17 protein-coding genes are annotated in these 13,002 nt (G+C 32.9%); 1 reads left to right on the forward strand and 16 read right to left on the reverse strand.

Going from position 1 to position 13,002, the window contains the following annotated elements; all coding sequences use genetic code 11:
- Nucleotides 1–71: 71 nt before the first annotated feature.
- The 5 genes from FFM66_RS00745 to FFM66_RS00765 form a co-directional block, all read right to left on the reverse strand.
- Nucleotides 72–761: a Crp/Fnr family transcriptional regulator gene (locus FFM66_RS00745; protein WP_048604333.1), complete on the reverse strand. Its 690-nt coding sequence runs from the start codon at nucleotides 759–761 to the stop codon at nucleotides 72–74.
- Between the two features lie 226 nt (nucleotides 762–987).
- A complete protein-coding gene (locus FFM66_RS00750; RefSeq protein ID WP_048604334.1) occupies nucleotides 988–1,353 on the reverse strand; it encodes a YccF domain-containing protein in 366 nt (121 codons plus the stop codon).
- A 102-nt stretch (nucleotides 1,354–1,455) separates the two neighbouring features.
- Nucleotides 1,456–1,830 (reverse strand): YxeA family protein, encoded by a 375-nt coding sequence (locus tag FFM66_RS00755; protein ID WP_048604335.1) that lies wholly within the window; start codon nucleotides 1,828–1,830, stop codon nucleotides 1,456–1,458.
- Nucleotides 1,831–2,501: 671 nt separating this feature from the next.
- Entirely contained in the window at nucleotides 2,502–3,458 is a 957-nt protein-coding gene (locus FFM66_RS00760) for a hypothetical protein (RefSeq protein ID WP_137604746.1), read from the reverse strand.
- 165 nt (nucleotides 3,459–3,623) lie between these two features.
- Entirely contained in the window at nucleotides 3,624–3,869 is a 246-nt protein-coding gene (locus FFM66_RS00765) for a helix-turn-helix domain-containing protein (RefSeq protein ID WP_137604747.1), read from the reverse strand.
- A gap of 105 nt (nucleotides 3,870–3,974) precedes the next feature.
- Here FFM66_RS00765 and FFM66_RS00770 point away from each other — a divergent pair, with 105 nt between their 5' ends.
- The gene (locus tag FFM66_RS00770) at nucleotides 3,975–4,748 is read left to right on the forward strand and encodes a YvbJ-related protein (protein WP_137604748.1); all 774 of its coding nucleotides are present in this window, start codon (nucleotides 3,975–3,977) and stop codon (nucleotides 4,746–4,748) included.
- A 228-nt stretch (nucleotides 4,749–4,976) separates the two neighbouring features.
- Here FFM66_RS00770 and FFM66_RS00775 read toward each other — a convergent pair whose 3' ends face one another.
- The 11 genes from FFM66_RS00775 to FFM66_RS00825 form a co-directional block, all read right to left on the reverse strand.
- Nucleotides 4,977–5,225 (reverse strand): type II toxin-antitoxin system Phd/YefM family antitoxin, encoded by a 249-nt coding sequence (locus tag FFM66_RS00775; RefSeq protein ID WP_002322861.1) that lies wholly within the window; start codon nucleotides 5,223–5,225, stop codon nucleotides 4,977–4,979.
- A gap of 98 nt (nucleotides 5,226–5,323) precedes the next feature.
- A complete protein-coding gene (locus FFM66_RS00780) occupies nucleotides 5,324–5,638 on the reverse strand; it encodes a hypothetical protein (protein ID WP_246038406.1) in 315 nt (104 codons plus the stop codon).
- 76 nt (nucleotides 5,639–5,714) lie between these two features.
- Nucleotides 5,715–6,158 carry a hypothetical protein gene (locus tag FFM66_RS11425; RefSeq protein WP_246038407.1) on the reverse strand — a complete coding sequence of 148 codons (444 nt, stop codon included), beginning with the start codon at nucleotides 6,156–6,158 and terminating at the stop codon, nucleotides 5,715–5,717.
- 43 nt (nucleotides 6,159–6,201) lie between these two features.
- On the reverse strand, nucleotides 6,202–6,516 hold the full coding sequence (locus FFM66_RS00790) for a hypothetical protein (RefSeq protein WP_137604750.1): 315 nt from the start codon (nucleotides 6,514–6,516) through the stop codon (nucleotides 6,202–6,204).
- A 21-nt stretch (nucleotides 6,517–6,537) separates the two neighbouring features.
- Nucleotides 6,538–7,875, reverse strand: a complete 1,338-nt coding sequence (locus FFM66_RS00795; RefSeq protein WP_137604751.1) for a relaxase/mobilization nuclease domain-containing protein — start codon at nucleotides 7,873–7,875, stop codon at nucleotides 6,538–6,540.
- Entirely contained in the window at nucleotides 7,860–8,357 is a 498-nt protein-coding gene (locus tag FFM66_RS00800) for a plasmid mobilization protein (RefSeq protein ID WP_047632222.1), read from the reverse strand. Before FFM66_RS00800 ends, FFM66_RS00795 begins: the two co-directional genes overlap by 16 nt.
- Before the next feature lie 148 nt (nucleotides 8,358–8,505).
- Nucleotides 8,506–8,844: a hypothetical protein gene (locus FFM66_RS00805; protein ID WP_099098420.1), complete on the reverse strand. Its 339-nt coding sequence runs from the start codon at nucleotides 8,842–8,844 to the stop codon at nucleotides 8,506–8,508.
- A 3-nt stretch (nucleotides 8,845–8,847) separates the two neighbouring features.
- Entirely contained in the window at nucleotides 8,848–9,033 is a 186-nt protein-coding gene (locus FFM66_RS00810; RefSeq protein WP_137604752.1) for a hypothetical protein, read from the reverse strand.
- Nucleotides 9,034–9,047: 14 nt separating this feature from the next.
- A complete protein-coding gene (locus tag FFM66_RS00815) occupies nucleotides 9,048–11,702 on the reverse strand; it encodes a pLS20_p028 family conjugation system transmembrane protein (RefSeq protein ID WP_137604753.1) in 2,655 nt (884 codons plus the stop codon).
- Nucleotides 11,689–11,907, reverse strand: a complete 219-nt coding sequence (locus tag FFM66_RS11430) for a BRCT domain-containing protein (protein WP_137072722.1) — start codon at nucleotides 11,905–11,907, stop codon at nucleotides 11,689–11,691. The genes FFM66_RS00815 and FFM66_RS11430 overlap by 14 nt, the downstream gene beginning before the upstream one ends.
- Entirely contained in the window at nucleotides 11,904–12,779 is an 876-nt protein-coding gene (locus tag FFM66_RS00825; protein ID WP_025480856.1) for a hypothetical protein, read from the reverse strand. The genes FFM66_RS11430 and FFM66_RS00825 overlap by 4 nt, the downstream gene beginning before the upstream one ends.
- Between the last annotated feature and the right edge of the window lie 223 nt (nucleotides 12,780–13,002).

Consider the following 13,002-nt stretch of genomic DNA (forward strand, 5'->3'; position numbering starts at 1 on the left):
GAAACTGTTTAGTCAAAAAAACGCATAGAAACTCTCTTGAAGGGTTTCCATGCGTGAGATGAATTTTTTAATTAGTGCAAAGAAAGCTTTTCCCCTTGGGCAATTCTTTCCAGACCAGTAACTTCAATAACCTGAATTTTACCTCTAGATAATGCTAAAACACCTATTTTCTGAAAATCCCGTAAAATACGAGTTACTACCTCCCGTGCAGAACCAAGTTCAAGAGCAATCCGCTCGTGAGTTGTCTGAACGAAATTCTTTTTGTTATTATGCAGCAAATACTTGGCGATTCGTTGCGGCATGGAATCAAAAACTACTTCACTCACAGTTGTCATGAGCTCAAAGATTTTTTTCGAAAAAATCTGACTTACATATTTTTGCCATGCTTCGTCTGCCAGTAATTTCTTAAATATTTCTCGAGGCAACGAAAAGATCAGACTTCCTTCTTCAATCTCGGAAAATACCGGAAAATCCTTTTGATACATACTGCAGGCCGCACTAAAAAAACAAAATTCCCCCGGTTCAATATGAAACAAAGTAAACTCTTTGCCATCATTAGAAATCTTATACTTCCGGATATTTCCTCGAATCAAAAACGGAACGACTTGACAGGAATCTTCTTGGTAAATAACTTTCCCGCCTTTAGGAACATTGATGCAAAGAGCATTTTCCCAAACAAGTGTCAAGAACGCTTCATTGATTTCTTTTAATACTGGCAGTTTCTCACTAACTTCCTTTTGACGCACTTTCATGTCCTCCATAATGCCTCCCCCGTCTTTATAATTTTTCAAAAAAAAAACTATTCTTGGTTTAAGAATAGCTAATTTTAAAAAAACTATCGGTGATAAAATCACATTTGTATTTTAATTGTTGCTAGACCATTTTTTACAAAAAAACACAGCCAAAACTAGCTTGACTGTGTACAATTTTTTCCCATTTCTACTATTTTGCAACGTACTTTTCATGGTCCGGACTAAATTTTCACCCTTATTCAGAAACAATCCTTGCACCAAATGGCATTAACGCCAAGCGAGCCATTTTTAATGACTGACTTGCAAAGGGAATCCCGATAATTGTGATTGCCAATAAAATTGCACTCGCCACATGAGCCAAAGCTAATGGAATGCCGGATACCAACAACCAAATGATATTTAAAATAAAGGAAACGCCATTTCCTTCATAAACAACTGTTTTACCAAAAGGCGCCAAGGACATCGAAGCCAATTTAAAACATTGCTTTCCTATGGGAATCCCAATAATCGTGATCGACCATAAACATCCAGCCAAAAACCAGCTGATTGCGCCTCCCAAGCCACCAAAAATCAACCAAATAATATTTCCCAAACAACTCATTTCGTGAACCTCTTTTCTTTTGATTATGCTAAAGATACCATATCTTTAAATGAAAGACATCCTTCTTTTGACCGAGTGAAAGGAAATCTCTAATACCATTTTTTACTTGATTTTTTCTAATGCTTTTTGAGGAACCTCTTTTTCTGGTATCTCTTCATAAGTCTCCACGTGAGCACCTTTATTGATCAATTTTAAATACCGGTCCTTCTTCAATACTTGGAGCCCATTAAATTCCAACGTTCTCGTTGTGCCATCAGAAGCCGCAGCTGTTTGTTTATAAGCCGCTGTTCCATATCCATTGACCGATTCAGGATCCTGCGTTTTAACATACACTTCGCTCTCTGGTACAAGCGGATTTAATTGATCTAAAAGAGCAGCCATCTCTCCTGATGAATTTTTGGTGTAGAACAAACTTCCTCCGCATAGAAGCAAAAGAAAAATCCCGACTGATACGATTACTTTTACGATTGTTTTCATCTCTCTCTCCTTTCGAATATATAACTATATTAACAAATATGCTTCTTAACTAATCAGGCTTAAGACCTAAACTGCGGTAACAATATTGAAAGGTTTTTGTAAGGAGAAAGTGAGTTTCTGCGGGGTTTTGAAGTTAAGTAAAAAAGCTGGAGATACCGTTTCACAGGTATTTCCAGCTTGGATATAATATTATGTTAGCCTACTGACCCTTACAATGACTCTTTTGGGAATCAGAGGAAAGGAATAGGCTTTGTAGAAATATTTGATTTAACAAATTACTATAGACTGACGGTATATATCGGTAGATACTATCATCGGGAACGTAGCCAATACCGTAGCCAAAATAGCAGGTAGAGAAGTTATTTGGGGAATCAAGTTATTCTGTTTCAATCATGAAGTTAAGTTCATTGACAATCGTTGAAGATAGTTGGTATTTCAACAATTTTTGAATAGAGCTAATCGCTTTATTGATTCCAATTCATCTTGATTGGTATTCTAATCGGCTTCAAAAACGTATTCAAGCTGCGTGGCGTGCTTTTAATGAGGAAAAAATATCACCTAGCAACCCATTTCAAGGGTATTTTTACGGAAACATAATCAAAAATTAGTCCTTGTTCAGTAATACTTTTATTTAATCGAACTTGTCAAATATTATTGTAAATATTTTAGAGTTAATCCAATACCTGTAAAAATTTATCGAGTTCTATATATATATATATAATTTCTTTTGCGTATTGCTCATTATTAGACGGATTATACGTATTGGCTATCTCTTTTACCCAACATTCTTCATATTCGTAGCTTTCTATTTCGATAAACATATTTTTAAGAATATCTATTCCTTTAGCAATGCTTTCTTTATCATCTAAAGAATATTTCGATTGTACTTGCATTATTCCCGTAGAATATCTTCCCGAAGAAAATTTTGATACTACAAACTCTACTAGCCTATAGAATTTAGGGCGACTAAAATTTTCATATATGATAAAAGAATAAACCAAGAGAATAAATTTTCTCGTTATTTCTTTATCTATTTTGAATTCCTCATCAATGTTGCTTAATATATAAGAATTGTACTTATCAAAAAAATAAGAATAACTATTTCTTATGTATTTTTCTCTTCGTGAAGTAACATCTCTATCTTTAAAAACTGTAACTAAACTATTTTTGAAAATGTCGTACAAAAAAAGAATTAGCAAAAGCACTATTTCATTTTTAAAATCATCAATAGGGATTATTATTGAAATACCAGACCGAATAAATTTATCAAAGACTATATAAGTTCCTAATAAAGTTAAGGTCACTAAGGTAAATTCATATCTAAAGTTCAAAAGTGATTTTCTTTGTAAAATAAAAAAAATCACAAAATATCTGATTAATAGATATCCGATTACAACAAAATACAAATTATTTACATAGGGTTTGGCAATATTCATTTCATTTAACAAAAGAATATATATATTGGAAATAAAAATATTATAGATAATATTTATTCCTGAAGTTGTTTTGTCCTCGCTAAAAGAAAAAGTATCATATTTTTGCTTTAACAGCGCTAAATTAGAAATAGGAACTCCGAGTATTTGCATAATAACAAAGAGCACCAGACTATTCATTATGATAAAAACCATTTTCATCCACCCTTAAAAGTACATAAATTTTGAATCGCATATTATATGGTATGTAACATGAAAGTATACCCTATCGTTACATATCCCATTCATTATTATACCAGTATTTCTTCATGACACATAAGGGTGTAACATAATAATTTTAAACGAAATGACTACAAGTAGTCATTGAAGCAAATCTTCATAAGACACCTGTAGAATATCTTTGATGGCTTTCAATTGATCTAACTTAATGTGTTGGCGGCCACCTTCAATCTTAACCAACGTTTCCCTAGTTATAGCAATTTTACGAAGCTGTAGGTCTTTAATCAGCTCGGTTTGACCAATTCCTTTTTCTAATCGGATTCGTCTAATATTGCTACCGATTACATTTTCTTTATCAATAATTTTTTCCTCTTCCAAGAATAGCACACCTTTTGGACTAAAATCAGTCCTTTTTCTTATTAATCTTAAAGATTTGGTGTGCTACAATGGGACTAGTATTAGTCCATATTCAATTTTTAAGGAGGAATTTTTTTGAAGAAATTTGCAATCATTCTAACCAGCGCTCTACTAATCGGAACTATAAGCGGGTGTACCACTTCTGACACAAGCTCCACAAGTACGGAAACTAGTACAACAACCTCAGAAAAGAATTACCCAATACATTTTTTTCCGGTTCCAGATGGATTTGAAGCTTATTATCATGATAAAAAACTAGATGTTCCTTTATCAGAAACTGAATCTACTGAAAAGATTTTGCCAATTGAAATTGAAAGAAATCAAGACGATATAAAACTAAAAGCTGATCTTCCCTTACTGAACAGCACACAAATTGATAGACATGAAAATATCAAAGTTAATATTGAAAAAGGAGCGTTAGCACAACTTTATACTGAAAAAGTTGAACAATTTTTTGAGTCTGGTGCCAATAAAGACTTTTCAAAAATAAGCGATTATTCGGATAACTTTTTTAATGAGACCCAAGATGAAATCACGAACTCAACTTTTATGGCTGAAGATATGTACAATATGACGTTAAAAAAAATAAAAGCTTACGACCATCCATTAAATCTGACACTAAATAATGGATTACTCTCTTTTGTATTAGCAGGTTACGTTGACTATGAATATTCACCAGATTATTTGGAGACACCTCTTCAACACGAGAACAATGATATTAATTTTAGATTTGTCTACGAGTCAAAAAGTAAAACATGGTTAGTTGATCAATTAAGCACTATAAACACAAGCTTCCATGAATTACCTAAACCTGAAAATGAAGCTGATATGGTCATTAAAATCTTCTAAAAAAGAAGCGTTGAAGGAGAAATATTCCTTTCAACGCTCTTTTTTATATGCTTAGAAACATAAATAAATTGTATACTTTCTTTTTAGCCCCTATTACTTTTCACGAAAAATATCTTTTTTCGACACTAGCGTTTCTCTACTTATAATATTGTACACAGTTTTTGTATTATTGAAAAATTACTCATTATTTAGCATTAATCCACATCGTTTTATCAATCGACCTTCATACTAAACTACTTTAAAGTCATCTTCCTTCTCATTTTTCATTAAATCAGATACATAAGCCCATGTACCCGTTCGTTGTAAATAAAGTTCTTCTTGTAGCAGCTCCCACTTTCTCTTAGAAATCATAATGACGCCATCGTTCAATCCATTTTTAGAATCCCTAGTAATTTCTATTTCAGAATTTGAATGAACTACTTCTTGCAACACTTTACCTATATTTTTTTTGAAGTTTGTTGGAGTAATAGTATCCAAATTGAACACCTCTCTTCTCTATACCTCTATTATGAAGCGCCCATCAAATAAAGCAAGCGTTGAGGAATAATTCTTTCAACGCTTGCTTTATTAAGCTTTCATTTTGTAGTTTGACTAATACCAATAATCTGATCTCTAAACAATCGAAAAACTTCTTGTGGTTGATAATAATCTGTATCTATTTCAAATGTTTCTGAGAATAATTCATTGAATTTTTCTACTGAAATGATGATTTTACCATTCTCCTCTCGACTGTTTTCTATTATTTCTGCTTCTAATTCAAATAAATCTAGTGACGAACTAAAATCATAAATCCTGTCATATTGAATAAAAAAATCAAGAAAAAGTTGCTCAAACTCTTCCATATTTATCACTAATGTTTCAAGCGGAACAACTTTATTTTCATCAGCCATTCTTCCAATTTCCTCACTTTCATTTTCAAAAATCACAAAATTGATATTAACTTAAAAGCCACTAACAAAATAAGACTTACAAAGTAAAGGGTAATCTAACAAAATAACCATTCGCTCTACGTACTACGATTTGGTATTCCTGCCTTTCAATCGGTAATTCATAATAGTAATTTATTGTTTCTGATTTGCCACTTTCAATATACTCTGGATTATCCAATATCATAGCATACTCATAAAGTTCTTCACCATTCTTATTTTCAATCGACCATTGTTGCGGACGTATAGGATTTTCTGTATCATTTTTCATTGTATAGGTCACTTGTAATACACGATCATGCTGTGCAAATTCATTTCTTTTTTCGGTCAATTCAACCTTTTTAAAAATTAACTCAACCCCATCTGCCTGATAAGTTTCACCTATTTTTAAATCTTTTGTTACAATTTTTATCGGCTTTTCTTCTGGAAAATATCTGGCTTTAATTGTTAGATAACTTCCAAAAAGAATCAATCCTAGTAGCACTAAAAGAATTCCTTTAACGAGCTACTGAAACGGGAAGTAAACTTTAAACATCTTTTTTCTCCTCCGTTTTGTATTTGTTTTTCAGAGAATACGATAACTTTTGATCAATGGCATCCAGCTTTTCAATTACTTCATTACTTATCATTGATTCTAGTTCTGAAATTTTTTGTTCAAATTTAATGCTTTCAGGATCATTAAATTTATTATTTGATGGACTAGCTAACACTGGTAAATTTGAAACCATAACACGAAACATATTTGCCTTGGAACCAAAAACTCCTTTGTTTTGGTTGTAAAAATTGTTGAATATTTCTTTAGTTTCTTCTGAAGCCGAGACTTTAAAATATGGATAGTTCATTTTTTCCCTCTCCCTATTTACTCAAAAATCCATATCATATTGATTTTGTCGTTTTTGATAATCAATTTTTCTTGCTGTTTCTTCATACTCTTTCCGAGCTTTTTCAATCGTACCATCATCAATTGCACGATTAAATAAATAAAGAACACGTTTTGTTTCTTGAATATAACGCTTCTTAAAATTACGTTCTAAATCGGGTTCAGTATCATGAATGTTAAATTGGTCATAATCAGTTGATAAACTCTCTGCGATATCATAAACAACTTTTTTATACACCAAATCTACACATTTCTTCTTATACTTTAAAGATTCCTCTTCCACTGCAAATCCAAAGAATTGGTCTTTATTCTCACCAAAAACATCTAATAAAATTTCTATTCTGTCCTCTATTTCAAATTTATATTTGTCATAAAATTCTTCATAATCTTTTGATGATCTAAGAAATGGTATATTCTCATTATCCAATTCAAAGTGTTGCGCTCGTTCTTGCCAATTAATTCTACTATCCGCTCTACCATTTAACGATTTACCAAGATGTCGAATAGCAATTTCAGTGAGTACCTCTTCAGATTGAATTTGCTCCGCTTTTTTATTTTCTGTGAACAAATCATCAAGATAATTCATATCATAGTTTTGCCCTAAACGCTTTCCGCCAATCTTTAAGATTAACTCACCTTCAGAATCTAAGAGTTTGTACCCAATACGCTGATTTTTGGCAAATCGATAGGTCTCAATAGAATGTTTTTTCTTCAATTCCGCATGAAAGTCATCATAATTTTTCGCATACTGAGCAACTTCAGAAACAGCTAGTTTTATTTTTTCTCGATTTGAAATCTTATTTTCAGTTCTAAATTCACGTTCTTTCCAATTTTCACGATCTGCAACTAAATGATTATACTTATACATATCAAGTGGGCTAATTCCATTATCAATAAGTATATTATCATTCCAAGCCTGCAAAACTCGAATATCATTCTTTCGAATATCCATTTTCTTTCCTGTTCGCTGATCGTTTGGCGAAATACCAAAGTGATTGTGAACATGCCCTTTGTCTGTGTGTGTGACGACCAAAATTGACTGGTTAGGAAACACTTTTTCTGCCCACTTAACACCCAACTCATGTGCTTTTTCAGCGGAAATATCTTCTAGTGGATCAAAGCTTTGTGTAAAATGCCAAAGCTTTATTTTCCCTTTATCACCAAAAATTTCATTGGTTCGTTTAAATTCCTCAATAGCATTTAAATCATTCGATACGCCAATTCCTGTCACGAGTTCAGAATCTTCTTGTTTATTTAACATATATGAAATTGTATTATGAATACTCCGACTTTTTGAAGCAATTTTTATAATCGAGCCCATAACTTATTCAACTCTTTTTCCAAGCGGTTTAATGGATCACTTATTGATTTTATTTGTATCATTAAATCATTTTTTTCAGCATATAACCGCTTTAATCGCTCTTGCTTAGTTGTAAAAGATAAGTAAACACTCTGATGTTCTTCTTTTTGTATCTCGGTATCTTTTTTATTTAACTGAACACGCAAATAATTTGCTGTTTTCACTAATTGATTCAAATTTCTTCCTATTGCTAGTAAATGAAAATTAATTTCTTTATATTGTCGATCGGTATATTTTAGACTTTTCCCTGCGTTGTCTACTGCGATTTTCTTCACGTACATTGGAACAGATAAACCAAAAATGTCTGCTGTTTTTTCTAGCTCTTGGTACTGATAATCGTCTACTCGAAACTTTATCGGCCTATTTTGTCGTCGACTATCTTCATTACGTTTATATCGCTTTCGCCTTTCTTCTAATGGTAGTTTACTGACATCAATTGCCATACGCACTTCTCCTTTCCAATATTATTTTTAAGTTCAAAAGAAGCAAGCGAGGGGAAAGGGAACCCTTCCCCGCTTGTCGAGGGAGTAAACTCCCTACGAGCACCCTCATGCTCCGCATTTTATCGAGATTAGATAGCCGATAAATCAGCTACCTAACACTTTCTTCTTGCGCCTCTTCTCGATAGAAAATTCGATACGCTGTCTCTCCTTTTCTTCTCAAAAATTGTTGGAACTTCGTTTCCAACAATTGATCGCTTGCAAGAAATTCATGCACTAGGGTAAATTCGCTATTAGCGAAATTTACCGCCTTTTGCCATTTTTCTCGAGTACCTTTTTGATTAATCTCAAAAGTTTCTTCAAACTCTTTTACTGATGAAATTCCTGTTTTTTCATAGGCAAACTTTCCCAGTTCGGGATAAAGCTTTCTCTCCAACTCGGCGAGTTCTTTTTTCAAATCTGCAATTGATTTTTGTTTTTTCCTTGCCATTTTTCATGCTCCTTTTTGTATGTGAATAAGTTCATTCATAAGCTCATTTTTCATCTCTAATTCTTCTTGAATCATCAGTTCAATATAATTAGTGACCGTGATTTTTTCATTTGTTGCATTCTTTACTGATTCACATAATTCGTCAAGTTCTAAGAAATCATGCGTACTAATCTTTAGAATTAATTGCATGACAATCCCCCCTTTTATTTTTTTAATAGATTATCGAAAAGCGGATTAGGATCATTAAGTGTATCTCTGAATAACTCGTTGTCTTCATAAGTGAATCTTCGTCTTGGTTTTGATCCCTTATCATTTCCACGAATTTCACTATCAATAATCACTGTTTCATGATTTGAATCAAATTTTTTCGCTGACTTTCTGTCTTCAACAATATTGATTTTTTGTGTTTTTTCTTTCATTTCTCCACTATCTTTTTGAACGTTCTCCCGAACATCTACTGTTTTGAATCCTTGACTACTTGTAGAACTTTGTACATTTTCTCGGACATCTACTGTTTTTGGTTGACCTGCACTGCTGCCTTGAACATTCTCTCGGACATCCACTGATTTAAACCCTTGACTACTTGTAGAATTTTGTACATTTTCTCGAACATCTACTGTTTTTGGTTGACTTGTACTGCTACTTTGCAGATTTTCTCGAACATCAATTGTCTTAGTACCTTGACCATTTGAAGAACTTTGTAAATTCTCTCTTACATCAACATTCCGTCCGACATGACCATTCAATGAACCTTGAATATTTTCTCGGACATCTACTCCACCTTGACTACTTGTAGAATTTTGTAGATTTTCTTTGACCAATTTTTCTAATCCGGTATTTGAATTTTTAGCTTCTTGGATTCTTTCTTTGGTCAACGCTTCTTTTTCGTCCATATTATCGCCAGTACGCCCTTCTACACGTTTCCTCAACATTTCCTCACGATTCATTATTTCAGGCGTGTATTTTGCTTCCTGTCGCTTCTGATTAATTAATTCTTCAGCAGACTTAGATTGACCATGCATAGCATTTTTACGTTCTTCAATATCTTGTTGAACTTTTTGCTGAATTGCACTTGCAGGATTATTATTCGATTCAGCATTATTTTTCATTGCTTCACGCATACGTTCAGAACTAGACATAATTCTATCGGCATTCTCAATCTTAGCCCCATCTTTTCTATCCGAAAGACGTGTTGGCATGCTATCAGCATATTTTCCAGTTTCATCTTCTTTGTTTTTAGCTACTATAGGTTTGCTATTTTTATTAATAGCGGACACTGTACCATCATCTAAACCTTCTTTGAACTTATTCTTGGTATCATTAGCTATATCACGCATACTTTTAAATGGTTTTGTTGCTCTTTCACTAGCTATTGTAGCTCCATCTGAAGCTAAGCCTGATAATCCACGTTCACGAGCATACCCAAGCGTTTTCCCCGTTTTATTAGCTTTTTGAGAAAGTGATTGACCAAAGTTGCGTTCAGGTTTTCGTTCTTCCCCTTCCGCTTGATCGTTTCCACCACTATTTTTCCCACCTTTAGATCGGTTCATACCACCTGTTCCTTTACGAAACAGCATTGCACCCATTCCAAAAGCAGAAGCAAGTTGCCCATAGCCTTCTTTGAGTCCAATATCCACACCAAAGTAACGCATGACTGTTCCACTGCCTTTGATTAAAACAAACACAGCACAGATATAAGCAATTGTTTTTATAAAAATATTTGTTGAGATACCTTCGCCAGTATTTAAGTAATTTATGAACATTGCAAACATAGATAATCCAAACCCTTGAAATCCGACTGTCAAATAGCACTGTAAAATATCTGACAAAACTTGTTTTGATCGTTGTCCTGTTTCTAAGTCAGTAGCAAATACTAAAACTCCGAGTACACGTTTGAATGCTAGCTCGAGTATTGCTGTAATTATAATGAAAGCACTAAAAACATACGCTACCGCTAAAGCAATCAATCCAAATGAAATTCCCCACAGGTTCGCTTGATAGCGATAATATCCTGATTTGATACCATCAACAAAGGTTGACAAAAAATTATCTGAAAATTTAGTAGCAACAAATTCATTATCAGAATTTTCAACTAATTCATAACGCAGGTTATCAGCTGTTGAGTTCTCTTTTTCCATTTTATCAATTACATTATCTGTCAATACTTGCGTAAGATCCGTTTTCCAAAAATTTTCTTTTGTTAGATTATTCCGGTCATTCGTTTTGTTAATCATTGAATACTGATCTGTTTTATTGATATAAGCTAAATCAGTGACCCCTTGTTCAATCAGCGACCACGCCACGCCTTCGTCCGAATTTGTAATCGTAGTCGTATCATTATAAAATGTTTTAGAAAACTCTATTCCACTGTGAATCAAAGTCGGCATTAAAAGAATCAATGCAATCGACATAACTACGTTCATTCCAACCGATTTTAAGTCTAAAGTCCCTTTTCCAGTCACCATTTTATATCCAATAATCATTAGTGAGAGTACCATCAATCCAATAACAATTGTATTTAAAACTGACTGATAGACTTTGTTCAATCCGGTACTTTCTACAAAGCTAAACAAATCTAAAACCTCGGGAATCATATTTTGAATGCCATCGACAACAGCGAACATTGATTTTATAACAGACCAGCCTATCCACATACCGAACTGGCTGTAAAAATTTCCGTTATATTTTTTAAGATAATTCTGATAAAGTGGATTAGTTAAAAACTCAGTTTGACTCTCAGTATCATCAAACCAGTTGAAAATACTGCCTTCTGCAACGTTACTCGTAAAAATAATCATAGCTGTTAGAATAAGAAAACTAATCGACAACCAATTAATTTTACTCTTAATTACCTTCATTGTTACCTCCCTCAGCCCATTTTTTTAGGCTCTCAGAAAGCTTCTGAGCTGTTTTTCTGTCAATTATGATGTGAGTTACACATTTGTCATTTTCAGATCTTAAATCGAGAACTACAGTATTGAAGCAGATACTCTCGATTAGTTCGAGAGTATCTGTGTTTTGATCAAGACACAAAATCTGATCTATTAGACGATTTTTAATCATGTTTTTTCTCCTTCTAACCAATTATGCATAGGGATTTTAGGTAACTCTTTAATTCCGAAGGCTTTATTGAATTGATCTGTAGTTTCTATATTTTCTAGAAGCTGATTTTTATATCTAATTTGAAGTCCCTTTAGAAAAAACTTTGTGTAATCGAATAGTCCTTGATCTGTTTTTGCTTGAAAAACGCATGCTTTATGTTGTGTTATAATGCATTGAGCGTTAAGATACTGAGTATTTTCATATAAAAATTCAATGATTTTTCTGATATCTTTTATGTCTACATTAGCGTTTTTCAAATAGTGATACACTTGAAATAATTTTCGACCATCTTCGTTATTTGCTTCATAAAGAACACTAATCTTACTGTAAATCCTCTTTATATTAATATCCTCTTCTTCCATAACGGGAGTAGTTTTTGATGTGTTCTGTGAAGTAGTCTTTGTATACGTATATACGAATTTGTACATACCTCTACCTTTTTTTAAAGAGACATATCTCTTTTTTTCGATAACCCTCTGACGGATTTTCGACACATACTCCTTTTTTTCACGATCTAAAGCAGGAAAAGTAATTTCTATCAATTTATGTACATTTAAAACAATGTACATAACATTTGATAATGTAACTGCTCTTTGCTCATAATAAATATTTCTAAAAACTCTTTTGATAATTCCCTTTTTCTCTAAGTACACAATTGCATCTTTTATAGCTCTTTCTGATAGTCCTGTTTTTTTGCTTAATTGCTTATATGATTTTTGCAAAATATCTTCAATAAATTTCTTTTTATATCCAATTAACTGGCCCTCATCGTTAAAAATTTTTTGGGGTCTGTACCAGTAAGTAATTTCTGCTAAGATAACTATTGCATTCAAATAGGGCTTCTCAACGCCTTTTTTCGTTTTTTTTCTTAATTGACCGTACCACGAATGTGGAATTACATTTCCGTCAAAATTTATTTCTCTAAGTTTGTCAACTACAACATTTCCAGAAGAAAACACCTTTTCACCTTCTTTTTGATATAATAGCTATAAATAAAGTTTTCTCAGAACTTTATTGTCGAGTGCTTCCTGTGGTCGCCAAACTATCGGGAGCACT

The sequence above is a fragment of the Enterococcus songbeiensis genome (assembly GCF_005405265.1).
Taxonomy (GTDB): Bacteria; Bacillota; Bacilli; order Lactobacillales; family Enterococcaceae; genus Enterococcus_C; species Enterococcus_C songbeiensis.

Excerpts from the sequence above, each read along its gene's own strand:
- FFM66_RS00745 (WP_048604333.1), bottom strand. The coding sequence starts at position 761 with ATGGAGGACATGAAAGTGCGTCAAAAGGAAGTTAGTGAGAAACTGCCA.
- FFM66_RS00750 (WP_048604334.1), bottom strand. The coding sequence starts at position 1,353 with ATGAGTTGTTTGGGAAATATTATTTGGTTGATTTTTGGTGGCTTGGGA.
- FFM66_RS00755 (WP_048604335.1), bottom strand. The coding sequence starts at position 1,830 with ATGAAAACAATCGTAAAAGTAATCGTATCAGTCGGGATTTTTCTTTTG.
- FFM66_RS00760 (WP_137604746.1), bottom strand. The coding sequence starts at position 3,458 with ATGGTTTTTATCATAATGAATAGTCTGGTGCTCTTTGTTATTATGCAA.
- FFM66_RS00780 (WP_246038406.1), bottom strand. The coding sequence starts at position 5,638 with ATGGCTGATGAAAATAAAGTTGTTCCGCTTGAAACATTAGTGATAAAT.
- FFM66_RS00790 (WP_137604750.1), bottom strand. The coding sequence starts at position 6,516 with ATGAACTATCCATATTTTAAAGTCTCGGCTTCAGAAGAAACTAAAGAA.
- FFM66_RS00795 (WP_137604751.1), bottom strand. The coding sequence starts at position 7,875 with ATGGGCTCGATTATAAAAATTGCTTCAAAAAGTCGGAGTATTCATAAT.
- FFM66_RS00800 (WP_047632222.1), bottom strand. The coding sequence starts at position 8,357 with ATGGCAATTGATGTCAGTAAACTACCATTAGAAGAAAGGCGAAAGCGA.
- FFM66_RS00805 (WP_099098420.1), bottom strand. The coding sequence starts at position 8,844 with ATGGCAAGGAAAAAACAAAAATCAATTGCAGATTTGAAAAAAGAACTC.
- FFM66_RS00810 (WP_137604752.1), bottom strand. The coding sequence starts at position 9,033 with ATGCAATTAATTCTAAAGATTAGTACGCATGATTTCTTAGAACTTGAC.
- FFM66_RS00815 (WP_137604753.1), bottom strand. The coding sequence starts at position 11,702 with ATGAAGGTAATTAAGAGTAAAATTAATTGGTTGTCGATTAGTTTTCTT.
- FFM66_RS11430 (WP_137072722.1), bottom strand. The coding sequence starts at position 11,907 with ATGATTAAAAATCGTCTAATAGATCAGATTTTGTGTCTTGATCAAAAC.